Origin of the sequence: Streptomyces siamensis (assembly GCF_039543605.1) — a bacterium.
GTDB classification, from domain to species: domain Bacteria; phylum Actinomycetota; class Actinomycetes; order Streptomycetales; family Streptomycetaceae; genus Streptomyces; species Streptomyces siamensis.
Genome location: NZ_BAABKB010000001.1, coordinates 480,811 through 504,368, shown reverse-complemented (window position 1 = coordinate 504,368; position 23,558 = coordinate 480,811). Strand labels below are relative to the sequence as shown.

General features: G+C 67.8%; 20 protein-coding genes. 11 read left to right on the top strand and 9 right to left on the bottom strand.

What is annotated here, in order from left to right:
• Position 1: 1 nt before the first annotated feature.
• Both ABEB03_RS02210 and ABEB03_RS02205 read left to right on the top strand, forming a co-directional pair.
• Entirely contained in the window at positions 2-478 is a 477-nt protein-coding gene (locus ABEB03_RS02210) for a MarR family winged helix-turn-helix transcriptional regulator (protein WP_345640244.1), read from the top strand.
• 9 nt (positions 479-487) lie between these two features.
• A complete protein-coding gene (locus ABEB03_RS02205) occupies positions 488-940 on the top strand; it encodes a GNAT family N-acetyltransferase (RefSeq protein WP_345640242.1) in 453 nt (150 codons plus the stop codon).
• Between the two features lie 61 nt (positions 941-1,001).
• Here the strand turns inward: ABEB03_RS02205 and ABEB03_RS02200 are convergent, their stop codons facing one another.
• Both ABEB03_RS02200 and dnaB read right to left on the bottom strand, forming a co-directional pair.
• On the bottom strand, positions 1,002-2,387 hold the full coding sequence (locus ABEB03_RS02200; protein WP_345640240.1) for a serine hydrolase domain-containing protein: 1,386 nt from the start codon (positions 2,385-2,387) through the stop codon (positions 1,002-1,004).
• 73 nt (positions 2,388-2,460) lie between these two features.
• Complete coding sequence (dnaB, locus tag ABEB03_RS02195; protein ID WP_028804081.1) at positions 2,461-3,933, bottom strand: replicative DNA helicase; 1,473 nt, start codon at positions 3,931-3,933, stop codon at positions 2,461-2,463.
• Between the two features lie 459 nt (positions 3,934-4,392).
• On the opposite strand from dnaB, the gene ABEB03_RS02190 reads away from it, so the two are divergent.
• Complete coding sequence (locus tag ABEB03_RS02190) at positions 4,393-5,730, top strand: MATE family efflux transporter (protein ID WP_345640237.1); 1,338 nt, start codon at positions 4,393-4,395, stop codon at positions 5,728-5,730.
• A gap of 179 nt (positions 5,731-5,909) precedes the next feature.
• On the opposite strand, the gene rplI is transcribed toward ABEB03_RS02190, so the two are convergent.
• The 4 genes from rplI to rpsF all read right to left on the bottom strand — a co-directional run bounded on the left by rplI (position 5,910) and on the right by rpsF (position 7,612).
• Positions 5,910-6,356 carry a 50S ribosomal protein L9 gene (gene rplI, locus ABEB03_RS02185; RefSeq protein ID WP_345640235.1) on the bottom strand — a complete coding sequence of 149 codons (447 nt, stop codon included), beginning with the start codon at positions 6,354-6,356 and terminating at the stop codon, positions 5,910-5,912.
• 18 nt (positions 6,357-6,374) lie between these two features.
• Entirely contained in the window at positions 6,375-6,611 is a 237-nt protein-coding gene (gene rpsR, locus ABEB03_RS02180; RefSeq protein ID WP_003949403.1) for a 30S ribosomal protein S18, read from the bottom strand.
• Positions 6,612-6,656: 45 nt separating this feature from the next.
• The gene (locus ABEB03_RS02175; RefSeq protein WP_345640233.1) at positions 6,657-7,244 is read right to left on the bottom strand and encodes a single-stranded DNA-binding protein; all 588 of its coding nucleotides are present in this window, start codon (positions 7,242-7,244) and stop codon (positions 6,657-6,659) included.
• A gap of 77 nt (positions 7,245-7,321) precedes the next feature.
• Positions 7,322-7,612, bottom strand: coding sequence for a 30S ribosomal protein S6 (gene rpsF / locus ABEB03_RS02170; protein WP_028804085.1), 291 nt, complete (start codon positions 7,610-7,612; stop codon positions 7,322-7,324).
• A 311-nt stretch (positions 7,613-7,923) separates the two neighbouring features.
• On the opposite strand from rpsF, the gene ABEB03_RS02165 reads away from it, so the two are divergent.
• The 3 genes from ABEB03_RS02165 (at position 7,924) to ABEB03_RS02155 (ending at position 10,689) form a co-directional block, all read left to right on the top strand.
• Positions 7,924-8,244, top strand: coding sequence for a hypothetical protein (locus tag ABEB03_RS02165; protein WP_028804086.1), 321 nt, complete (start codon positions 7,924-7,926; stop codon positions 8,242-8,244).
• 163 nt (positions 8,245-8,407) lie between these two features.
• Positions 8,408-9,529 carry a peptidoglycan bridge formation glycyltransferase FemX gene (gene femX, locus ABEB03_RS02160; protein WP_095935424.1) on the top strand — a complete coding sequence of 374 codons (1,122 nt, stop codon included), beginning with the start codon at positions 8,408-8,410 and terminating at the stop codon, positions 9,527-9,529.
• Between the two features lie 128 nt (positions 9,530-9,657).
• Positions 9,658-10,689: an alanine racemase gene (locus ABEB03_RS02155; protein ID WP_345640232.1), complete on the top strand. Its 1,032-nt coding sequence runs from the start codon at positions 9,658-9,660 to the stop codon at positions 10,687-10,689.
• A gap of 91 nt (positions 10,690-10,780) precedes the next feature.
• On the opposite strand, the gene ABEB03_RS02150 is transcribed toward ABEB03_RS02155, so the two are convergent.
• Positions 10,781-12,286, bottom strand: a complete 1,506-nt coding sequence (locus ABEB03_RS02150; protein ID WP_345640229.1) for a glycosyltransferase family 87 protein — start codon at positions 12,284-12,286, stop codon at positions 10,781-10,783.
• 119 nt (positions 12,287-12,405) lie between these two features.
• Positions 12,406-15,126, bottom strand: a complete 2,721-nt coding sequence (locus ABEB03_RS02145; RefSeq protein ID WP_345640227.1) for a transglycosylase domain-containing protein — start codon at positions 15,124-15,126, stop codon at positions 12,406-12,408.
• Positions 15,127-15,500: 374 nt separating this feature from the next.
• Between ABEB03_RS02145 and ABEB03_RS02140 the strand changes: the two genes are divergently transcribed.
• The 4 genes from ABEB03_RS02140 to ABEB03_RS02125 all read left to right on the top strand — a co-directional run bounded on the left by ABEB03_RS02140 (position 15,501) and on the right by ABEB03_RS02125 (position 19,255).
• Positions 15,501-16,184 carry a PadR family transcriptional regulator gene (locus ABEB03_RS02140; protein WP_345640225.1) on the top strand — a complete coding sequence of 228 codons (684 nt, stop codon included), beginning with the start codon at positions 15,501-15,503 and terminating at the stop codon, positions 16,182-16,184.
• A gap of 43 nt (positions 16,185-16,227) precedes the next feature.
• Entirely contained in the window at positions 16,228-17,310 is a 1,083-nt protein-coding gene (locus ABEB03_RS02135; RefSeq protein ID WP_345640224.1) for an inositol-3-phosphate synthase, read from the top strand.
• A gap of 78 nt (positions 17,311-17,388) precedes the next feature.
• Positions 17,389-18,651, top strand: coding sequence for an MFS transporter (locus ABEB03_RS02130; protein WP_345640223.1), 1,263 nt, complete (start codon positions 17,389-17,391; stop codon positions 18,649-18,651).
• 112 nt (positions 18,652-18,763) lie between these two features.
• Positions 18,764-19,255, top strand: coding sequence for an LppU/SCO3897 family protein (locus ABEB03_RS02125; RefSeq protein WP_345640221.1), 492 nt, complete (start codon positions 18,764-18,766; stop codon positions 19,253-19,255).
• Positions 19,256-19,402: 147 nt separating this feature from the next.
• Here the strand turns inward: ABEB03_RS02125 and ABEB03_RS02120 are convergent, their stop codons facing one another.
• Complete coding sequence (locus ABEB03_RS02120; RefSeq protein ID WP_345640220.1) at positions 19,403-20,881, bottom strand: CCA tRNA nucleotidyltransferase; 1,479 nt, start codon at positions 20,879-20,881, stop codon at positions 19,403-19,405.
• 221 nt (positions 20,882-21,102) lie between these two features.
• On the opposite strand from ABEB03_RS02120, the gene ABEB03_RS02115 reads away from it, so the two are divergent.
• Complete coding sequence (locus ABEB03_RS02115; protein WP_345640218.1) at positions 21,103-23,514, top strand: DUF6049 family protein; 2,412 nt, start codon at positions 21,103-21,105, stop codon at positions 23,512-23,514.
• The last annotated feature ends 44 nt before the right edge of the window (positions 23,515-23,558 follow it).

Sequence of the window (23,558 nt, the reverse complement as noted above, 5' to 3'; positions counted from 1 at the left end):
CATGACAGCCACGGACCCCGCGCTCACCGCCCTCTCTCAGGGCTGGTGCGCTCTCTCCCTGCTGCACGGGAGGATCGAGGCCCACATCGAGCGAGCTCTGCAGGCCGAGCACGACCTGAGCGTGCGGGAGTACTCGCTGCTCGACGTCCTGAGCCGGCAGCACGACGGTGAAGGCGGTCATCTCCAGATGAAGCAGGTCGCGGACGCGGTCGTGCTGAGCCAGAGCGCCACCACACGGCTCGTCACCCGCCTCGAGGACCGCGGGCTGCTCTCGCGCTACCTGTGCCCGACCGACCGCCGCGGCATCTACACGAACGTCAGCGAGGCGGGACTCCAGCTCCTCGACGAGGCCCGGCCCACCAATGACGCCGCTTTGCGGGAAGCGCTCGACGAGGCCGCGAAGAACCCCGAACTGGCGCCGCTGGTCCGGGTCGTGGAGTCGGCGAGCGTGCCGGCGCAGCCCCTGGCACCTGCGTAGGGTGCGCTCATGGGAGATCTTGAAATACGTGCCGCGGTCGCCGACGACGTGCCTGAGATCGTCGCGATGCTCGCGGACGACCCGCTCGGCGCGCAACGTGAGTCACTCGACGACCTGAGCCCGTATCTCGCCGCCCTGGAACGCCTGAGCGGTGACCCGAATCAGCATCTGATGGTCGCCGTTCGCGAGCGCCGCGTGGTCGGAACGCTTCAGCTCACGGTGATCCCTGGGCTGTCACGCAAGGGGGCGACGCGCTCCGTGATCGAAGGCGTGCGCATCCACGCCGACGAGCGCGGCAGCGGCCTGGGAACCCAGCTCATCGAATGGGCGATCGGGGAATCCCGCCGCCAGGACTGCCAGTTGGTCCAGCTGACCTCCGACGTCACACGCACCGACGCCCATCGCTTCTACGAGCGTCTCGGCTTCACCGCTTCGCACGTCGGCTTCAAACTCCCCCTCTGAGACGCGCAGAGGACAGAGGCGGCCCGTTTCACGTGAAACGGGCCGCCTCTCATGGCGTCGGCTACTGGATCCCCCGCCAGCCCTCCGGATCCACTCCACCCGGCACGGAAGACCCGTCGCCGTACGGCTGACGGGTGAACACGAACGAACCGAGGTCCAGATGGCTCACCGAGCCGTCAGGGCGCCGTACGGCCCGCAGGACCTCCCCCGCGTAGTAGCCGTCGAGTCCCGTCCAGCTTCCGTCGGCATTCGGCCGGAAGCGCGCGCCGCGGCCGACACCCGTAAGCGGCTCCAGCGAGAGCCGGCCGTCGGCCCGCCATCGCAGCCCGAACCCCTGAGTCCCCCAGTACCACTGCCCCACCAGCTCCAGGAGGGCGCTGTCGGCCTCGGCCACCGGCCGCCAAGCATCGGGAATCCTCGGCTCGGCCTCCGCCACGATCCGCACGAGATCGGCGGCCACGGTGAACGCGGCCGGGCCCGAGGTGCAGTTCGTGAGCACGACCGCCGCGACGTCGTCGTCCACACCGATCGCGAGGCCGGCCAGGAACCCGGGCAGCGAGCCGGAGTGCCCCACCAGGGTCCGGCCGTCCCGGTGCGCGATCTGTATGCCGAGGCCGTAGCCGGACCCCGCGGCCAGGTCCGCAGTCTCGGGCGGAGCGGCGGGCGTCCGCATCTCCCGCACGGAGTCCGCGCTCAGCACCCGGTCGTCACCCCGGGCGAGAAAGACGGCGAAGCGCGCCAGGTCACCGGTGGTGGACCACAGTTGACCCGCCGGGGCCATCCTGCCGAGGTCCTCCGCGGGCTCGGGCATCATCACATCCGCCCAGGGATGCACCGCCCAGCCGCCCGCGTGCGGCATCTCGGGCCGACCGCTCGTGCGGTGCAGGCCCAGCGGTTCGAGCACTTCCCGCCGCAGCACCTCTTCCCACGGGGCGCCCCGCAGCTCCTCGACCAGCGCGCCCAGCAGCGTGAAGCCGGGGTTCGAGTAGTGGTGCCGCCGTCCGACGGAATGCCGGAAGGGCTGCTCACCCAGGACATCCGCGAGCTCGGGGCGCAGCGATCCCGGTGTGCGCTCCCACCAGGGCGCGGGCGACTCGGCGGCCAGCCCACCAGTGTGCGCGAGCAGTTCGGAGACGGTGACCTCCCCCGCTCCCGTGCCCGGCAGGTGCTTCTCCAGCGGATCACCAAGATCCAGCACACCCTCGTCGCGCAGACGCAGGACCAGGACGGCGGTGAAGGTCTTGGTGATGGAGCCGATCCGGTACTGCACGTTCTCGTCCGGACCGTGTCCGTCCACCGAGGTCCTGGCCCCGTGCCACACGGTCTCCCCGCCCCGGACGACCGCCGCGACCAGCGACGGCGCCCGCCCCTCGCTCTGCGCTACGGCGATACGGTGCAACAACGCTCGGCGAGTGGCGGGCAGCAGAAGTTCCTGGGGTGTCGTCATGCCCCCAGTCCACCCGGCAGGTGACCGGACGTCGAGCGCATTTCCGCGGCTCCACGCCATCGCCGGCTCCCGGTCAGGTCTGTGCCATGTCCACGAAGCGCGAGTAGTGGCCCTGGAAGGCGACCGTGATCGTGGCCGTCGGGCCGTTACGGTGCTTGCCGACGATGATGTCGGCCTCGCCCGCGCGCGGAGACTCCTTCTCGTACGCGTCCTCACGGTGCAGCAGGATCACCATGTCGGCGTCCTGCTCGATCGAGCCGGACTCACGCAGGTCGGAGACCATGGGCTTCTTGTCGGTTCGCTGCTCGGGGCCACGGTTGAGCTGCGAGAGCGCGATGACCGGCAGCTCCAGCTCCTTGGCCAGCAGCTTCAGGTTTCGCGACATGTCGGAGACTTCCTGCTGCCGGCTCTCGGACCGCTTGCCGCCCGACTGCATCAGCTGGAGGTAGTCGATGACGACCAGCTTCAGGTCGTTGCGCTGCTTGAGGCGGCGGCACTTGGCGCGGATCTCCATCATCGACAGGTTCGGAGAGTCGTCGATGTAGAGCGGGGCGGCGGAGACGTCCGGCATCCGGCGGGCGAGACGGGTCCAGTCCTCGTCGGTCATCGTGCCGGACCGCATGTGGTGCAGGGCCACACGTGCCTCGGCGGACAGCAGACGCATCGCGATCTCGTTGCGGCCCATTTCGAGCGAGAAGATCACGCTGGGCATGTTGTGCTTGATCGAGCAGGCGCGGGCGAAGTCCAGGGCGAGCGTGGACTTACCCATGGCGGGACGGGCCGCGATGATGATCATCTGGCCCGGATGCAGGCCGTTGGTGAGCGAGTCGAGGTCGGTGAATCCGGTGGGTACACCGGTCATCTCCCCCGATCGCGAGCCGATCGCCTCGATCTCGTCGAGCGCGCCCTCCATGATGTCGCCGAGCGGCAGATAGTCCTCGGTGGTGCGCTGCTCGGTGACGGCGTAGATCTCCGCCTGGGCGCTGTTGACGATCTCGTCGACGTCGCCGTCGGCCGCGTATCCCATCTGCGTGATGCGGGTGCCCGCCTCGACCAGGCGGCGCAGGACCGCTCGCTCGTGCACGATCTCGGCGTAGTACTCGGCGTTCGCCGCGGTCGGGACCGTCTGCACCAGGGTGTGCAGGTACGGTGCTCCGCCGACCTTGGTGATCTCGCCCCGCTTGGTGAGCTCGGCCGCGACGGTGATCGGGTCGGCCGGCTCCCCCTTCGCGTACAGGTCGAGGATCGCCTGGTAGATGGTCTCGTGGGCGGGCCGGTAGAAGTCGTGTCCCTTGAGGACCTCCACGACATCCGCGATGGCGTCCTTGGACAGCAGCATGCCGCCGAGGACGGACTGCTCGGCGTCCAGGTCCTGTGGGGGCACACGCTCGAAGGCCGAACCGCCGCTCTCCCACGAACCGGTGTCCCGGTCACGGTCGTGCTGCTCGTCACGGCCACGCACGTCTCGGCGCTGACGGGAAGAAGGCAGACGATCACTGGGCCCGCTGTCGGCCCAGGGATCGTCCAAGGGCTCGGAAATACTCACCGAGCGACCTCCTCCCGTCCGCCGAGCGGACCTAGCCGTGCCCCTCATTTCTACGGCACAGCACTGACAACTGAGCGGCCCAACTCCGGTTCTGACGCGTCGGTTTTGCGAGCTTTCCGAGGACGGAGGAGAGAGCGGGCGCCGCACCACGTTAGGCCCGCGGGCACCGTCAGCCAATCTGGTTATCCACAGGCCATGTGGACGACGGGCCCGATGCTGTGGAGAACTCGGCAAAACCTGTGCACGACACGGTGGACAGCCCTGTGAACAAGCCCTCAGCCACTTCAGAAAAACGCCCCTGACCTGCGACTCTCCCATCCACCGGGTGTGCAGAAGAAAAACTTCCCCAGTCGGACCAAGATCGCTGCAAATGATGTGACGCGACGCGTCCGACCCGACGGTTGGTAAGGGTCTTTATCACCTTGCATCTCTTACCTGTGGAAGATTAGATTGGTGCTCATGACACAGGCTCCCGCGGCACCCAGGGCCGTCCTACGCCGGCACGACCGAGAGATCGTCGCGCTGGCCGTTCCGGCCTTCGGCGCACTCGTCGCCGAGCCTCTCTTCGTGATCGCCGACAGCGCCATCGTCGGCCACCTCGGCACTGCCCAGCTGGCCGGCCTCGGCGTCGCCTCGACCCTCCTCATGACAGCCGTCGGCGTCTTCGTCTTCCTCGCCTACGCCACCACGGCCGCCGTCGCCCGCCGCGTCGGCGCGGGCGATATCCGGGCCGCGATCCGGCAGGGCATGGACGGCATCTGGCTCGCTCTGTTGATCGGCGCGGCCGTCATCGCCGTCGTGCTGCCGACAGCACCGGCCCTCATGGACTGGTTCGGCGCTTCCGCCACGGCCGCCCCCTACGCGACCACGTATCTACGGATCTCGACGCTCGGTATCCCGGCCATGCTCGTCGTGCTCGCCGCGACCGGTGTCCTGCGCGGACTCCAGGACACCAAGACGCCTCTGTACGTCGCCGTCGCCGGATTCGTGGCCAACGCCGCCCTCAATGCCGGCCTCGTCTACGGCGCAGGCCTGGGCATCGCCGGTTCCGCCTGGGGAACCGTCATCGCCCAGTGCGGGATGGCGGCGGTCTATCTGGTCGTCGTCGTCCGCGGAGCCCGCAAGCACAATGCCTCCCTGCGGCCCGACGCCACCGGAATACGGGCCTGCGCCCAGGCCGGCGCGCCCCTGCTCGTCCGCACCCTGTCCCTGAGGGCAATTCTCGTGATCGCCACTGCGGTCGCCGCCCGGCTCGGGGACGCCGACATGGCCGCCCACCAGATCATCCTGTCGCTGTGGAGCCTGCTCGCCTTCGCCCTCGACGCCATCGCCATCGCGGGGCAGGCCATCATCGGCCGCTACCTCGGCGCGGGCGACGCTCAGGGTGCCCGCGAGGCATGCCGCCGCATGGTGCAGTGGGGTCTCGCCACCGGCGTCGTGCTCGGCCTGCTGGTCATCGTGGCGCGCCCGCTCTTCCTGCCGATGTTCAGCGGCGACTCGGTCGTGCGTGATGCGGCGCTGCCCGCACTGGTCATGGTGGCCCTCTCGCAGCCGATCTGCGGAATCGTCTTCGTCCTGGACGGAGTCCTGATGGGCGCGGGGGACGGCCCCTATCTGGCGTGGGCCATGGTGCTCACCCTGGCGGTCTTCGCTCCCGTCGCACTGCTCGTCCCTGTGCTGGACGGCGGTCTCACCGCTCTCTGGGCAACGATGACGCTGATGATGGCGATCCGGCTCCTGACTCTGGGGCTGCGCTCCCGATCGGGTCGCTGGATCGTCACGGGAGCGACGCGCTGACGCCTGGCTCTGCCCGTTTCACGTGAAACGGGGGTTTCACGTGAAACGACGATCGCCGCAGGAAGACATGACTCCCTCGCACGGAAACGCCGCGGCACCGACACCGCCGCGTCTTACGGCACGCAGAAGGGCCGCACCCTCGGGTGCGGCCCTTCTCTCAGCTATGCCGAGCGCTGCACTCAGGCAGCGACAACCTCGATGCTGACCTTGGCGGCAACCTCGGGGTGCAGACGCACGGACGTCTCGTGGGCGCCCAGGGTCTTGATCGGCGCGCCCAGCTCGATGCGGCGCTTGTCGACCTCGGGGCCACCGGAAGCCTTGATCGCCGAAGCGACGTCGGCCGGGGTGACGGAACCGAAGAGACGGCCGGCGTCGCCGGAGCGAACGGCCAGACGGACCTTCACGCCCTCGAGGCGGGCCTTGATCTCGTTGGCCTGCTCGATGGTCGCGATCTCGTGGATCTTGCGAGCACGACGGATCTGCTCGACGTCCTTCTCGCCACCCTTGGTCCAGCGGATCGCGAAGTTCCGCGGGATCAGGTAGTTGCGAGCGTAACCGTCCTTGACGTCGACGACGTCGCCCGCGGCACCGAGGCCGGAGACCTCGTGGGTGAGGATGATCTTCATGTGTCGGTCACCCTTCCCTTATCGCGCGGTGGACGTGTAGGGCAGCAGCGCCATCTCACGGCTGTTCTTCACGGCCGTGGCGACGTCACGCTGGTGCTGCGTGCAGTTGCCGGTCACGCGGCGGGCACGGATCTTGCCGCGGTCGGAAATGAACTTCCGCAGCATGTTCGTGTCCTTGTAGTCCACGTACGTGACCTTGTCCTTGCAGAAAGCGCAGACCTTCTTCTTAGGCTTGCGCACAGGCGGCTTCGCCATGGTGTTTCTCCTGTGTGATCAAGAAGTTTGGGTACGAACCCGTCCCTAGAAGGGGGGCTCGTCCGAGTAGCCGCCGCCGGAGCCGCCGGAGCCGCCCCAGCCACCACCACCGCCGCCGCCCTGGTTGCCACCGGCAGGAGCGCCGGTCGCCCAGGGGTCGTCGGCGGGAGCGCCGCCCTGCTGCTGACCGCCGCCGGAGCCACCGCCCCAGCCGCCGCCCTGCTGGCCGCCGCCACCGCCGCCGCCGTAGCCACCCTGGCCGCCTCGGCCCGTGGTCTTGGTGACCTTGGCCGTGGCGTTCCGCAGGCTGGCGCCGACTTCCTCGACGTCCAGCTCGTAGACCGTGCGCTTGACGCCCTCACGGTCCTCGTAGGACCGCTGCTTCAGCCGGCCCTGCACGATGACGCGCATGCCTCGCTGGAGCGACTCGGCGACGTTCTCCGCCGCCTGACGCCAGACCGAGCAGGTCAGGAACAGGCTCTCGCCGTCCTTCCACTCATTGGTCTGACGGTCGAAGGTGCGGGGGGTGGACGCGACACGGAACTTCGCGACCGCCGCACCGGAAGGGGTGAAGCGCAGCTCGGGGTCGTCGACAAGATTGCCGACGACCGTGATGACGGTCTCGCCTGCCATGGGGAACCTCTCGGCGGGTTTGCTGCTGGCTGCTTGGTGCTGCTACTCGAATCCCGAGTTCAGCTGAGCGGGAGAGCTCAGTGGGTCTCGGGGCGGAGGACCTTGGTCCGGAGGACCGACTCGTTCAGGTTCATCTGGCGGTCGAGCTCCTTGACGACCGCAGGCTCGGCCTGCAGGTCGATGACCGAGTAGATGCCCTCGGGCTTCTTCTTGATCTCGTACGCGAGACGACGACGGCCCCAGGTGTCGACCTTCTCGACCTTTCCGTTGGCCTCACGGACCACGGAGAGGAAGTTCTCGATCAGGGGAGAGACAGCGCGCTCCTCAAGATCGGGGTCGAGGATGACCATCACCTCGTAGTGACGCATGTGGAACCCACCTCCTTTGGACTCAGCGGCCACGGTCGTTCCGTGGCAGGAGGGTTGTGATGCGTACGCAACGGTATCGGTCGCCACTGACAATCGGGTGTCCCCGTCGGTGAACCGAACGGAGTAGCCAGACGCCATCAGTGCTGTGACCTGGGTTTCGACCCGGACACAACCTGGGCAGACACCGGTGCAGACGGTACAGACTACCTGCACGGTGGCTTCCGGTTGAAATCCGACCGGGGGGACCGTCAGTCTGTACACATCGGGTGTGTAAGGCGCTACGATGCGCGGCCTTCCGCAGGAGGTGCCTCATGGCACAGGTATTGCGACCCAACACCACTGGCTCGACCGGATCCCTCTTCGCCACGGACGGCAAGCCTCATCCACTCCAGGACTCCCTGCTCGCAGTGACCCTGGTGCTCGGAATCACTGCCTTCGTCACGGCGATGTTCGACAGCCTCCATCTGATCAGTTCGTGGGCCGGCCTGATCGGCATCCTCACCGGTGCGTACGGCCAGTTCATCTCCGAGACGACGCGTGAGCGGTTCGGCCTGATCCTGGGACTCGGTGCCTCGGCCGTGGGCTTCTTCCTCGGCATGGCGCACGGAGGCCTCTTCGGCGGTCTCTTCTGACCCGAACGCCCGTTTTCCCCTGACCCCGGGACCCCCTCCACACCCTGCCCGGGGCCCAGGTTCCATACGGCCAGACGGGGCGCTCGCAGGGCGCAGTAGGCTTCGGCGCGAGAGCCGGAGCCCCTGAACCCATGGGGACACACCAGCCCGAGGAGCGCCCCGAATGAGCCTGACCCTGAGGACCATCAGTCGAGAGCAGCATCTGGCATACATCCAGAGCCTGCCCTCGGCAAGCCACATGCAGGTCCCGGCCTGGGCAGATGTCAAGGCGGAGTGGCGCTCCGAGAACCTCGGCTGGTTCGACGACCGGACCGGCGAGATGGTCGGAGCGGGTCTGGTTCTCTACCGACAGCTGCCCAAGATCAAGCGCTATCTCGCGTATCTCCCCGAGGGCCCGGTCATCAACTGGTTCGCGCCGAACCTCGATGACTGGCTCCAGCCGATGCTCGCGCACCTCAAGCAGCAGGGCGCCTTCTCCGTGAAGATGGGCCCGCCGGTGATCATCCGGCGCTGGGAGGCCACGTCCATCAAGGGCGGCATCCAGAACCCCGACGTCAAGCGCCTGCGTGACATCGAGGCCGACTTCATCGAGCCGCGCGCCTTCGAGGTCGCCGACAAGCTGCGCCGCATGGGCTGGCAGCAGGGCGAGGACGGCGGCGCCGGCTTCGGCGACGTCCAGCCCCGCTATGTCTTCCAGGTGCCGCTCGCGAACCGCTCCCTGGAAGAGGTCCACAAGAACTTCAACCAGCTGTGGCGCCGCAACATCAAGAAGGCCGAGAAGGCCGGCGTCGAGGTCGTCCAGGGTGGCTACCAGGACCTGGAGGAGTGGCAGCGGCTGTACGAGATCACGGCCGTGCGCGACCACTTCCGGCCCCGCCCGCTCTCGTACTTCCAGCGCATGTGGACGGCCCTCAACACCGAGGACCCCAACCGCATGCGGCTGTACTTCGCGCGCCACAACGGCGTGAACCTGTCGGCCGCGACGATGCTCGTCGTCGGTGGGCACGTCTGGTACTCCTACGGAGCCTCGGACAACATCGGCCGTGAGGTCCGGCCCTCGAACGCGATGCAGTGGCGGATGCTGCGCGACGCGTACGCCCTCGGCGCGACCGTCTACGACCTGCGCGGCATCTCCGACTCTCTGGACGAGACAGACCACCTCTTCGGCCTCATCCAGTTCAAGGTGGGCACCGGCGGCCAGGCCGCGGAGTACCTCGGCGAGTGGGACTTCCCCCTCAACAAGCTGCTCCACAAGGCGCTCGACATCTACATGTCGCGCCGCTGAACCAGCCGGGACCAGCCGCCGAGCCGTATTTCCGGCACGGCGTCGCCCCGTAGGTCCGGCGGATCCGCCACAATTTCCTTTCATACCTCTGATACACCGCAGCCACGAGAAAGGTTCCGGGACCGGCCATGGCGCTCACGCTCTACGTCGACACCGCGCGCTGGCGGGCACACCACAAGCACGTGTCCGAGCAGTTTCCGGGGCTGGTCCCCGTCTGCAAGGGCAACGGCTACGGCTTCGGCCACGAGCGGCTCGCGGACGAGGCCACGCGCCTCGGCTCGGACATCCTCGCGGTCGGCACCACCTACGAGGCCGCCCGGATCAAGGACTGGTTCGGTGGCGACCTGCTGGTGCTGACGCCGTTCAGGCGGGGCGAGGAGCCCGTGCCGCTGCCCGACCGCGTCATCCGCTCCGTGTCGTCCGTGGACGGCGTGTACGGCCTTGTGGGGGCCCGTGTCGTCATCGAGGTCATGTCCTCGATGAAGCGCCACGGAGTCAGCGAGCAGGACCTGCCCCATCTGCACGCCGCCATAGAGAACGTCCGGCTGGAGGGCTTCGCCATCCACCTGCCGCTCGACCGCACCGACGGCTCGGACGCCGTCGAGGAGGTCATCGGCTGGATGGACCGCCTGCGCGCCGCCCGACTGCCGCTGCACACGATGTTCGTCAGCCACCTCAAGGCCGAGGAACTCGCGCGGCTCCAGCAGCAGTTCCCGCAGACCCGCTTCCGGGCCCGGATCGGCACGCGGCTGTGGCTGGGCGACCACGAGGCCACCGAGTACCGCGGAGCCGTCCTGGACGTCACGAGGGTCTCCAAGGGCGACCGCTTCGGTTACCGGCAGCAGAAGACGGCCTCCGACGGCTGGCTGGTCGTCGTGGCGGGCGGTACGTCGCACGGCGTGGGCCTGGAGGCCCCGAAGGCGCTGCACGGCGTCATGCCGCGCGCCAAGGGCGTCGCACGCGCCGGCCTCGCGACGGTCAACCGGAACCTTTCTCCGTTCGTCTGGGCGGGCAAGCAGCGCTGGTTCGCCGAGCCGCCGCACATGCAGGTGTCGATCCTCTTCGTGCCGTCGGACGCCACGGAACCGAAGGTGGGCGACGAACTGGTGGCGCATCTGCGGCACACCACCACGCAGTTCGACCGCATCGTCGAGCGCTGAGCCCGGGATTCCACCGGACCACAGCAGCAGAAAGGCCGTACACGGGTCTCCGTGTACGGCCTTTCTCGTGGCCTCGCTACGTCCTGTTCGCTCAGGGCGAACCCTCGCCTACCGGTGCGGGGCGGCTGCCCCACTCGACCTGAGGCCCCTCGAAGTGGGCCGCATGCCGCGGCGGATGGGCCGCCGCACCGAGGACGAAGACGTCCTCGGACTCGTCCAGCACACCGCCCGAGGGGTCGTCGTCGCCCGCCCGGCGAACCGGGTCGCGCTCCGGCATGAAGATGTCGCGGACGACCACGGCGCAGAGGTACAGGGTCCCCACCAGGTGGACGAGGATGGCGACCTGGTACCCGTCCGTCGGCAGGCCCTTGTGGGCGTCACCACTGGTCGTGTACGCGAGGTACAGCCAGATCCCCAGGAAGTACGTGACCTCGCACGCCTGCCAGATCAGGAAGTCCCGCCAGCGCGGCCGGGCCAGTGCGGCGAGCGGAACCAGCCAGAGCACGTACTGCGGCGAGTAGACCTTGTTGGTGAGGATGAACACCGCGACGATCAGGAAGGCGAGCTGGGCGAAGCGGGGGCGTCGCGGGGAGGTGAGCGTGAGGACGGTCAGTCCCACGCAGGCGAGCACCATCATCACCAGCGCCCAGTTGTTCGCGGCGTCGGGGGTGATCGTGATCTTCAGCCACTGCGAGATGAACAGGAAGACCGAACCGAAGTCGACGCCGCGGTCGTGGCTGAAGCTGTAGAACTTCGCCCACCCTTCCGGGGCGAAGTACATGACCGGAAGGTTCACCACGAGCCAGGCTCCCACGGCACCGAGCAGGGCCGTGCCGAACTCGCGCCATCTGCCGGCCCGCCAGCAGAGCAGGAAGAGCGGCCCCAGCACCAGGAAGGGGTAGAACTTCGCGGCCGTGGCGAGCCCGATCAGCACACCGAACGCCAGCACGCGGCCTCGTGACCACATCAGCATCGCGGCGGCCAGCAGGGCGACGGCGAGGAGATCCCAGTTGATGGTGGCCGTGAGGGCGAAGGCGGGCGCCAGAGCGACCAGGAGGCCGTCCCACGGGCGTCGGCGGTGGGTGCGGGCGGTGCAGACGGCGATGACCGCCGCGCACACCATCAGCATCCCGGCGTTGACCATCCAGTAGATCTGTTCCTGATGCTGGATGCTCCCGCCGCCCGGCGTGAGCCAGGCCGCGACCTCCATGAAGACTCCGGTCAGCACCGGGTACTCGAGGTACTGCATGTCGCCGGGGATCTTGTCGAAGTACGGCACGAGCCCGTCGGCGAAGCCCCGCCCCTGATAGAGGTGCGGGATGTCCGAGTAGCACGCGTGCGTGTACTGCGAGCTGGCGCCGAAGAACCAGGCACCGTCGTAGCAGGGCAGCTTCTGCACCATGCCGAGGGCGAACATGCCGATCGCCACGAGCGCGATCACGCGCACGGGCGTCCACCAGGACGTGCCGAGCAGGGCTCGGCGTCCGATGGGGCCGCCGAACAGCTCACTGCCGTTCGCGGCGACCCCGTCCTCCCTGGTCGGCCGTACCAGCTCCGGCTCGTGCGCGCTCGCTCGCGTCGTCTCTGCACTGGGCATGCCGCACATCCTGCCGTACGAGTCTGGGAATACGCCGAGGGCCGCCGCACCTGGTGGGGTGCGGCGGCCCTCGTTTCACGTGAAACGGTGTGTTTCACGTGAAACAGACTGGCTGGTGGCTAGCCGTTCGGTCCTCCGAAGATTCCTCCGTTGCCATTGCCGTTGCCTCTGGAGCTCCCTGTTGTTGTGGTGGTCTCCGTCGGTGTGGATGTGACGCCCCCGTCGGTGCCACCCGTATCGGTGCCGCCGTTGTCCGTCCCGCCGTTGTTGTTGCAGTTCCAGTCGAACTTGTTGCAGGTCTCACTCGTCGAGGGCGAGGGAGACGTCACGGTCTCGCTGGGAGTCGGGGTCGGGGTCGGGCTCTCCACCGTGCTCTCGGTGGCCGAGGGGGTCACACTCGGGCTCGGGTCGTCATTGAGGACCGTGCCGATCTCCTCGGGCTTCGGGAACGGAACCGCCTTCTGGCCCTTCAGCGCCTGCTCCATGTAGTCGCGCCAGATCTGCGACGGGAACGAGGCACCGTGGATGGTCTTCTCGCCACCCGTGCCGTACATCTGGAGGAACTGGCGGTTCTTGTTCGACGCGTCGTCGTCCAGGCGGTACATGCCGATCGCGGTCGACAGCTGGGGCGTGTACCCGACGAACCAGGCGGACTTGTTGCCGTCGGTGGTACCGGTCTTGCCGGCCACCTCGCGGCCCGTCAGCTGGGCGTTGGTACCGGTTCCCTTCTCAACCACGGTCTTCAGGACGTCGGTGACGTTGTCGGCCACCTTCTCGGTGAAGGCCTGCTTCGTCTTCGCGACGTCGGCGTGACGGAAGACCGTGCCGTCCTTGTTGGTGATCTTATCGACCGAGTACGGGTCACGCTGCTTGCCGCTGGCGGCGAAGGTGGCGTACGAGCCCGCCATGCGGATGGCGCTCGGCGAGGACGTACCCAGCGAGAACGACGGATAGTTGGAGCTGGCCAGACTCGACTTCAGGATGCCGGCGTCCAGGACGGCCTCCTTCACCTTGTCCAGGCCGACGTCCATGCCCAGCTGGACGTACGCGGAGTTCACCGACTCCCGCATCGCCTCACGCAGGTCGATCTTGTAGCTCGGCGGGTTGTACGACCGGTTGCCGTCGTTGCGCTGGAGCCACTCCCTGCCCTTGTCGTCCATCCAGACCTGGCGGTCGTAGTCCCGGATCTTCAGCTTGTTCTTGCCGCTGTAGAGACTCTTCGGAGAGACGATGGTGCGCTCGTCCTGCGCCTGGACCTGGTCGCCGTCGGGATCACGGGCACCCCAGGACATGGCCGCCGCCAGCACGAACGGCTTGAACGTCGAACCCACCTGGGCACCGGTCTGGTCGGCGTTGTTGGTGAAGTGCTTGGTCGCGTCCTCACCGCCGTAGATGGCCTTGATCGCGCCGGTGTCCGGGTCGATGGATGCCCCGCCGAACTGGACGTGCTTGTCCGTCTTCGGACGCAGCTTGGGCTTGATGTTGGCCTTCTGGACCTTCGACACGGCCGCGGTGAGCGCGTTGACCTTCTTCTTGTCGAAGGTCGTGTGGATCGAGTAGCCGCCCCGCTGGAGCTGGCTGGCCGTGATGTCCGTGTTGTTGACGATGTAGCCCTTGGCGAGGTCGACGAGATAGCCGATCTGGCCGCTGAGCCGGGTGTTGGACCGCGGGTTCTTCCACTTGGGCAGGTCCTTGAACTGGTCGCGCTTCGCGACACTCAGGTGACCGTACTCGACCTCCTTGTCCAAGGTGTCCGCCCACTGGGCCCTCAGCCGCCTCCTGTTGTCCTCGGGCGTGGCCGCGGGGTCGACCTCGGTCGCGCCCGCCGGGTCGTAGTACGTGGCGCCCTTGAGCACCGCCGAGAGGAAGGCACACTCGCTCTCGTCCAGGTCGACGGCGTCCTTGTTGAAGTACGCCCGCGCGGCCGCCTGGATGCCGTAGGCACCGCGCCCGTAGTACGCGGAGTTCAGGTAGCCGGCCATGATGTCTTCCTTGTTGACCGTGGCGCCTACCTTGATCGCGACAAAGAGCTCCTTGAACTTTCGCGAGACCGTCTGCGACTGGTCGTCCAGCATCGCGTTCTTGACGTACTGCTGGGTGATGGTCGAACCACCCTGCGTCTGACCGCCCTTGGCCATGTTGAACAGGGCACGCGCGATGCCCTTGGGGTCGATGCCGCTGTCGGTCTCGAAGGTCTTGTTCTCCTGCGAGATGACGGCGTACCGCATCGCCTCGGGGATCTGGTCGTAGTTGATGATCTGCCGGTTCGTCTCACCACCGGTGGCGACCATCTCCGTGCCGTCGTCCCAGTAGTAGACGTTGTTCTGCGCCGTGGCGGTGTCGGCGACCTTGGGCACGGACACCATCGCGTACGCGATACCGGCCACCGCGACCAGACTGCCGCAGAAGCCGATGAACAGCCCGGTGACGAGCTTCCACGACGGCACCCAGCGTGCCGCGCCGTACTTGCCGGCACGCGGGTAGTCGATGATGCGCTTCTTGGCGGGCACGGGAGCGCGGCCACGGCCGCGTCCGGGGCCGTTCGGCCCCGCGGGGCCACCACGTCGGCCGCCACCGCCTCCGGGGCCCCGCCCGGCGCCGTCGGCCGCTCTGCGTCGGCCTCCGCCACCACTACTACTACTTCGCTGTGAGGCCCGCCGGGCCTCGGCACGGCTACCGAACGGGCGCTCTTCACCCCCCGAACCATAGGAATCGGAAGGAGACCCGGTGGCGCCTCGCGGTGCCGCGCGGCGGCCCTCGGACGGGCCGGTCTGGCCGCGTCGGGCCGCGGCACGTCCGCCGCCCTGCGGCTGCGGCGGTTTGCGACGGTGCTCGCTCATCGAACGATTACTCCTCGGGCAGGCGCACCCTTGCGCGCCTGGAAACGGCGGCTGGTTTCCGGTCCCCCCGAAGTACGGATGTGGTCGTTTGTGCATTCACCCGTACTGCACCAAAGACGATGACGCCCTCAGGTGTCACTCGGTTCCCGGTGGTGTGCATGCCGCACAGACTACGCACCACCAAAACCCACCTAGGTTCGAAGTTCACCTCAAATCAGGCAACTCGCTTCGTATGAATCGGTGATGTGACGCCGTTCACCGTGACCCCTCTTGTCGCATCCGGATGGTCGTTCTATCGTGCTGATGTATCGAGTCGATACATCAGCACGGCATAAAGGTCGCGCTGACGGGTGACGACAGGGGAGGAGGCGACGATGAGCCGGCGTTCCGGGATCCTCGAATTCGCCGTACTCGGCCTGCTCCGCGAATCCCCGATGCACGGCTATGAGCTGCGCAAACGACTCAATACGTCACTGGGTGTGTTCCGTGCGTTCAGCTACGGGACGCTCTACCCCTGCCTCAAGACGCTGGTCGCCAACGGCTGGTTGATCGAGGAGTCGGGGTCGGCACCTGAGGACGCCCTCGCCGCACCACTCGCCGGGCGTCGCGCCAAGATCGTCTACCGGTTGACGGCAGAAGGTAAGGACCACTTCGAAGAGCTGCTCTCGCAGACGGGCCCGGACGCATACGAGGACGAGCACTTCGCCGCTCGCTTCGCCTTCTTCGGGCAGACGTCACGCGACGTACGCATGCGCGTACTGGAGGGCCGCCGCAGCCGGCTGGAGGAGCGTCTGGAGAAGATGCGTGCCTCCCTGGCGCGCACCCGGGAGCGCCTCGACGACTACACGCTTGAGCTCCAGCGCCACGGAATGGAGTCCGTGGAGCGCGAAGTGCGCTGGCTGAACGAGCTCATCGAGAGCGAGCGAGCGGGACGGGACATCAAGGGTTCCGCCTCCGAAGGCTCCGCTCAGCAGAACAGCACATCTGGAGAGACGGGCGGCCTGCCCCGGCACCGGGACAGCACCCGGCCGGATCCGTCCGACGACACCGCCACGTGAGGCCCATTCGGGGTTTCACCGATACACACAGGGAGCAACCGGAATGGGTTCGGTTCGCGTAGCCATCGTCGGCGTAGGCAACTGCGCCGCGTCGCTGGTACAGGGCGTCGAGTACTACAAGGACGCCGACCCGGCGTCCAAGGTGCCGGGCCTCATGCACGTCCAGTTCGGCGACTACCACGTCGGTGACGTCGAGTTCGTCGCAGCCTTCGACGTCGACGCGAAGAAGGTCGGCCTCGACCTCTCGGACGCCATCGGCGCCAGCGAGAACAACACCATCAAGATCTGCGACGTCCCGAACAAGGGCGTGACGGTCCAGCGCGGCCACACCCTGGACGGTCTCGGCAAGTACTACCGCCAGACCATCGAGGAGTCCGCCGAGGCCCCGGTCGACGTCGTCCAGATCCTCAAGGACAAGCAGGTCGACGTTCTCGTCTGCTACCTGCCCGTCGGTTCCGAGGACGCGGCGAAGTTCTACGCGCAGTGCGCGATCGACGCCAAGGTCGCCTTCGTCAACGCCCTCCCGGTCTTCATCGCCGGCACCAAGGAGTGGGCCGACAAGTTCACCGAGGCCGGTGTCCCGATCGTCGGCGACGACATCAAGTCGCAGGTCGGCGCCACCATCACGCACCGTGTGATGGCGAAGCTGTTCGAGGACCGCGGTGTCCGTCTCGAGCGCACCATGCAGCTCAACGTCGGCGGCAACATGGACTTCAAGAACATGCTGGAGCGCGACCGCCTCGAGTCGAAGAAGATCTCGAAGACGCAGGCCGTCACCTCGCAGATCCCCGACCGCGACCTGGGCGAGAAGAACGTCCACATCGGTCCGTCGGACTACGTGGCCTGGCTGGACGACCGCAAGTGGGCGTACGTGCGCCTCGAGGGTCGTGCCTTCGGTGACGTTCCGCTGAACCTGGAGTACAAGCTCGAGGTCTGGGACTCCCCGAACTCCGCGGGTGTCATCATCGACGCCCTGCGTGCCGCGAAGATCGCCAAGGACCGCGGCATCGGCGGCCCGATCCTCTCCGCGTCGAGCTACTTCATGAAGTCCCCGCCGGTCCAGTACTTCGACGACGAGGCCTTCGCCAACGTCGAGAAGTTCATCAAGGGCGAGGTCGAGCGCTAAAGCACATCCTCGTGAGTGCTGTTGAGGGTCCTCGGGCATTGCGCCCGGGGACCTTTCTCGTATGTGAGGCTGTGCCCCATGGCTGTCGTGCGTGACCTGCGCGTACTTCTGCGCTTCCAGGGCTTCAGACGCCTGCTCGGCATACGGCTGCTGTCCCAGGGCGCCGACGGCGTCTATCAGGTCGCCCTCGCCACATATGTGGTCTTCTCGCCGGAGAAGCAGACCTCGGCGGCTTCGATCGCCTCCGCGATGGCGGTCCTGCTGCTCCCGTACTCCCTCGTCGGCCCCTTCGCGGGCGTGCTGTTGGACCGCTGGCGGCGCCGCCAGGTTTTTCTGTACGGCAATCTGCTGCGGACCGCGCTGGCGTGTGTGACGGCCGTCCTGATGCTGAGCCATGTCCCCGACTGGCTCTTCTACGTCTCCGCGCTGTGCGTCACCGCGGTGAACCGCTTCGTCCTGGCCGGTCTGTCGGCCGCGCTGCCCCGCGTCGTCGACCGGGACCGCCTGGTGATGGCCAACTCACTTTCTCCCACCGCGGGTACGCTCGCCGCCACGATCGGCGGCGCTCTCGCCTTCGCCGTGCGTCTGGTCGCCTCGGACTCCGACGCGGCGGTCGTCCTCGTCGGCGCGGCTCTGTACCTGTGTGCCGCTCTCGCCTCTCTGCGCATCGCCCCGGAGCTGCTCGGTCCGGACCGGTCGCCCGCCCACCCTCGCCTCGTCTCGGCCGTCAGCGGTACGGCGCGGGGCCTGGCGGCGGGCGTACGGCACCTCGCCGAGCCGGCCCGGCGGGAGGCCGCCTGGGCGCTCCTGGCGATGACGCTGATGCGCTTCTGCTACGGCGCCCTGACCGTCATGGTGCTGATGCTCTGCCGGTACGCCTGGGCGTCCGAGTCCGACGACGGGCTGGCCCTGCTGGGGCTCGCTGTGGGCATCTCGGGGGCGGGCTTCTTCGTCGCGGCCGTGGTGACGCCCTGGGCGGCCGGCCGGCTGGGGCCCGGCGGCTGGATCGTCGCGTGCGCGGGAGCCGCCGCGGTCTTGGAGCCCGCGCTCGCCCTTCCCTTCGCCCCCGCGCCCATGATGGTCGCGGCGTTCGTCCTCGGCGTGACCACGCAAGGCGCCAAGATCGCCACGGACACGATCGTGCAGTCATCGGTGGACGACGGATTCCGGGGCCGGATCTTCTCCGTGTACGACGTCCTGTTCAACGTCGCCTTCGTCGGCGCCGCCGCAGTAGCCGCCCTGATACTGCCTTCTGACGGACGCTCGGTTTCTCTCGTCGTCACCGTGGCGGTTCTCTACGGCGCGATTGCTGTGACTATGGCCCGCTTTGAGCTGCAGTAAGTGTCACATCAGTGCCACAGACCCCCTCCGGACTACTGAGTTGTCACAGCGGCCCGATAGCTTACGTGCGTCTTATTCGCGTCACGTGCCTACGTTCTAGGGGGACCCCCAAGTGACCACTCCGCCGCCCCAGGGCCAGAACCCGTTCGCTCAGACCCCGCCCCAGGGGCAGGCTCCCTACGGCCAGCAGCCGCCGCAGGGTTACCCGCAGCAGCCCGGCCAGCCCGGCTACCCGCAGCAGGGCGCCCCGTACGCCCCCGTGCCGCCGCAGGCCCCGAAGCGCGGCTTCAAGCAGTACCTCCGCATAATCGTGGCCGTCGCGGGCCTCGCCGTCATCGTCGGCGGATGGCTGGTCAGCAAGGACGGCGAGGACGCCAAGAAGCTTGCTGTCGGCGACTGCCTGTACAACAAGGGCACGGACAACGACCCGGATGTCGTCCAGGTCGACTGCAGCGACTCCAAGGCCACGCACAAGGTCCTCAAGAAGGCGGACGGCGCCTCGCTTCCCCAGCTGACCTGCCAGAGCGTCACGGGCACGACGGCCACGCTGACGTGGAAGGAAACCGGCGAGTCCTTCACGCTCTGCCTGGGTGACAACAAGTAACCCACGGAGCCGGACGTAGCGAAAGGGCGGTGTTTCACGTGAAACACCGCCCTTTCGCATGCCCCGGCCGCTCCGGCCGGGAGGCCGGGCCTCGCTCACCGCGTCATGTTTCACGTGAAACATGACGCGGCTGCCAGCACCTCAGCTCTACGCATCAACGCCCTGGCGAGCGGCCCACCACTCCTTGAGCTCGGCCACAGCCGCGTCGTACTCCATCGGGCCGTTCTCGAGGCGCAGCTCAAGCAGGAACTTGTACGCCTGACCGATCGCCGGACCCGGACCGATGCCGAGGATCTCCATGATCTGGTTGCCGTCGAGGTCCGGGCGGATCGCGTCGAGCTCCTCCTGCTCCTTGAGCAGAGCGATGCGCTCCTCGAGCCCGTCATAGGCGCGGGACAGCGCCGAAGCCTTCCGCTTGTTCCGCGTGGTGCAGTCGGAACGGGTCAGCTTGTGCAGACGGTCGAGAAGCGGCCCGCCGTCACGCACGTAGCGTCGGACGGCAGAGTCCGTCCACTCGCCCGTTCCGTACCCGTGGAAGCGCAGGTGAAGTTCGACGAGTCGCGAGACATCCTTCACGAGATCGTTCGAGTACTTGAGCGCGGTCATCCGCTTCTTGGTCATCTTGGCGCCCACCACCTCGTGGTGATGGAAGGAGACCCGGCCGTCCTCCTCGAAGCGGCGCGTGCGCGGCTTGCCGATGTCGTGCAGCAGCGCGGCGAGCCGGAGGGTCAGGTCGGGGCCCGTCTCCTCCAGAGCCATCGCCTGCTCCAGGACGATCAGGGTGTGGTCGTAGACGTCCTTGTGCCGGTGGTGCTCGTCACGTTCCAGACGCAGCGCGGGGAGCTCGGGCAGCACATGATCGGCGAGGCCCGTGTCCACCAGCAGCGTGAGCCCCTTGCGGGGGTACGCGGAAAGGATCAGCTTGTTCAGCTCATCCCGCACCCGCTCCGCCGAGACGATCTCGATGCGTACCGCCATGTCCGTCATCGCCGCGACGACCTCGGGCGCCACCTCGAAGTCGAGCTGTGCGGCGAATCGCGCGGCCCTCATCATCCGCAGGGGGTCGTCCGAGAAGGACGCCTGCGGGGTGCCCGGGGTGCGCAGGACACGGGCGGACAGGTCGTCGAGCCCGCCGTGCGGGTCGATGAACTCCTTCTCCGGCAGCGCCACGGCCATGGCGTTCACGGTGAAGTCCCGGCGCACGAGATCGTCCTCGATGGAGTCGCCGTAGGAGACCTCGGGCTTGCGCGACGTCCGGTCGTACGCCTCGGACCGGTACGTCGTGATCTCGATCTGGAAGGACTGCTCCACGTCGTCCACCCGGGCGTCCTTCTGAGCACCCACCGTGCCGAAGGCGATCCCGACCTCCCAGACGGCGTCCGCCCAGGGCCGCACGATCTTGAGCACGTCCTCGGGACGCGCGTCGGTCGTGAAGTCGAGATCATTGCCGAGCCGGCCGAGAAGGGCGTCCCGGACCGAGCCGCCTACCAGGGCGAGCGAGAACCCGGCGTCCTGAAAACGGCGGGCGAGGTCGTCGGCGACAGGGGAGACCCGCAGCAGCTCGCTCACCGCGCGGCGCTGCACCTGGCTCAGGGCACTGGAAGTGTCTTCGTTGGCGTTCGGCACAACAGAAAAGAGTACGTGGCCGAGACCCCCGCGAGCGCCTCCATAAAACGTGCACAGGCGCCCTCTCTCGGTACGCGCATCAATACGCGCATATACAGGACAGTCGGCGCTCTCGGCCGATCTTGTGAGCCCTCCGCGGCACTTCCCCTCAGCGCACATCGTTACCATGCGTGGACGCACATTCCGACGACCACTGACGACGACGAGGGACGGGCGAGCGCGTGGCCGAGGCGGCAGACTTCCAGGGGACGAGTCCCTCACCTGCCCGCCGGTGGCTCCGGCGCAGCGGAGCGCTGCTGGCCGGGGCACCGCTGCTGGCAGGGCTGCTCCAGCTGCCCCTCAGCGCGCCCGCAGAAGCCGTCCAGAAGGCCTCTGCGGCCCAAGCTGCGGGCTCGGGCACGGTGGACGTGTCCCTCGACTCGCTCACCCCCAGCGTCCCCACGGACGGCGACACGGTCACCGTCTCGGGCTCGGTCACCAACAAGGGCAAGCAGAAGATCACGGACGCCCATGTGGGCCTGCGTGTGGGGCCCTCCCTGACCAGTCGCTCGGCCATCGACACCGCCGCACGGCGCACCAGCTTCCAGCCGGGCCTCGACGCGGCCGAGGTCGGCGGCAAGTACGTGGCGAAGTTCTCAGAACTCGCGGCGGGCGTCTCGCAGCGCTTCAGCATCTCGGTGCCCGTCAAGGAGCTGGATCTCGGCGACGACGGCGTCTACCAGCTCGCCGTCTCGCTCACCGGCCGGACTGCGGCCCAGCAGTGGGACCAGGTACTCGGCATCGAGCGGACGTTCCTGCCCTGGCAGCCCGAGGCGGCGGACACCAAGACCCGGACGACGTACCTCTGGCCGCTGATCTCCACGGTCCACCTCACGGCCGAGACCGGATCGGACGAGCAGCAGACCCGCGTCTTCAAGAACGACGAGCTGGCCAAGGAGCTCTCTCCCGGAGGCCGGCTGGACCAGATGCTGTCCCTGGGCAGCGATCTCGACGTGACCTGGGTCCTCGACCCGGACCTGCTGGCTTCCGTGGACGCGATGCGGGACAGCTACCGGATCCAAGGGCCCGACGGCACCACCACGGCCGGGAAGAACCAGGCGGTCGCGCGGGCCTGGCTGGACAAGCTGGAGAAGACGGTCCAGGACAAGAAGGTCGTCGCTCTCCCCTTCGCCGACCCCGACCTCGCCTCGCTGGCACACAACGGCAAGGACGTCACCGGTTCGCTGAGCCACCTCAAGGAAGCCACCGACGTGGCCGCCAGCACGGTGGACACGATCCTGCATGTGAAGCCGAGCACCGAGTTCGCCTGGCCCGCCGACGGCGCCGTGGACCCCTCGATCGTCAAGGTGGCGACCTCGGCCGGTGCCGACACGGTGATCGCCCGCAGCGACAGCATGCGTGAGACGGGCGGTCTCTTGTACACACCGAGCGCGGCCCGCCCCATCGGTGGCGGGACGACCGCGGTCGTCGCGGACGCCCGGCTGTCGACCCAGTTCCAGGGCGACATGACGAAGGCCGCCAATTCCACGCTCGCCATCCAGGAATTCCTCGCCCAGAGCCTGATGATCAACCTGCAGGAGGACGAGCAGCGCAGCATCGTGGTGGCTCCGCAGCGCATGCCGTCCGCGAGCCAGGCCCAGACGATGGCACAGGCCCTGAAGGCCCTCCAGGAGGGGAACTGGTCGGAGTCGCAGGGCCTGACCGCCGCGGCCAAGGCCAAGCCGGACCCGGCCGCCACCACGAAGGTGCCCTCGGCGTCCGCCTACCCGTCATCGCTGCGGAAGCAGGAGCTGCCGCGCTCGGCCTTCGAGCGGATCCAGGCCACGCAGACCAAACTCGACAACTTCCAGGTGATCCTCACCGACAAGTCCCGCGTGGCCACCCCGTTCGGCCGGGCCATAGACCGTGGGATGTCCACGTCGTGGCGGGGCAGGCCCGCCGAGGCGGCCACCTTCCGTGTCGGCGTCGAGGCGTACCTCAACAACCTGACCGGGCTCGTCCGGCTGATCGACAAGTCCGACGCCAAGCTCTCCGGGCGCAGCGCCACGATCCCCGTGACGGTGCAGAACAACCTGGTTCAGGGCGTCGACAATCTGGTGCTGCGTCTCACGTCGAAGAAGCCCAACCGTCTGAAGATCGGGAACGGCCCCTACTACGAGCAGCCCATCAAGGTCGCCGGCGAGCACAGCCAGTCGGTGAAGTTCACCACCTCCGCCGAGGCGAACGGCCCGGTCATGGTCGTCGCGCAGCTGTACACGGCCGATGGTCAGGCGTACGGTCCCGAGGTCACCTTCGAGGTGAAGGTCACCGAGTTCACTCCGACGGTGATGCTGGTCATCGGTGGTGGCGTCCTGCTGCTCGTCCTCGCCGGTTTCCGGATGTACACACAGCGCAAGCGCGCCGCCGCCCGGCAGGCCGAGGAGGCGCAGGACGGTCCCGAGGACGAGGCCGTGAACAAGGATGCGGACGGCACCGTAGACACTGAGGACACCGAAGACTCCGCGAAGGGTCCCGAAAGGGAGTCCGAAGCGGAGTCCGGGGCAGACGACCCGGAGCACCCGAGTGACCCGACACCGGACACCGCACCGGAAAGCGCCGACCCGTCCGGGACGGGTGAGAGAGTGGACCGTTGAGCGATGTCGTGGCCGGTCGGCCCGGGGACGATGAGGTGGGGTAA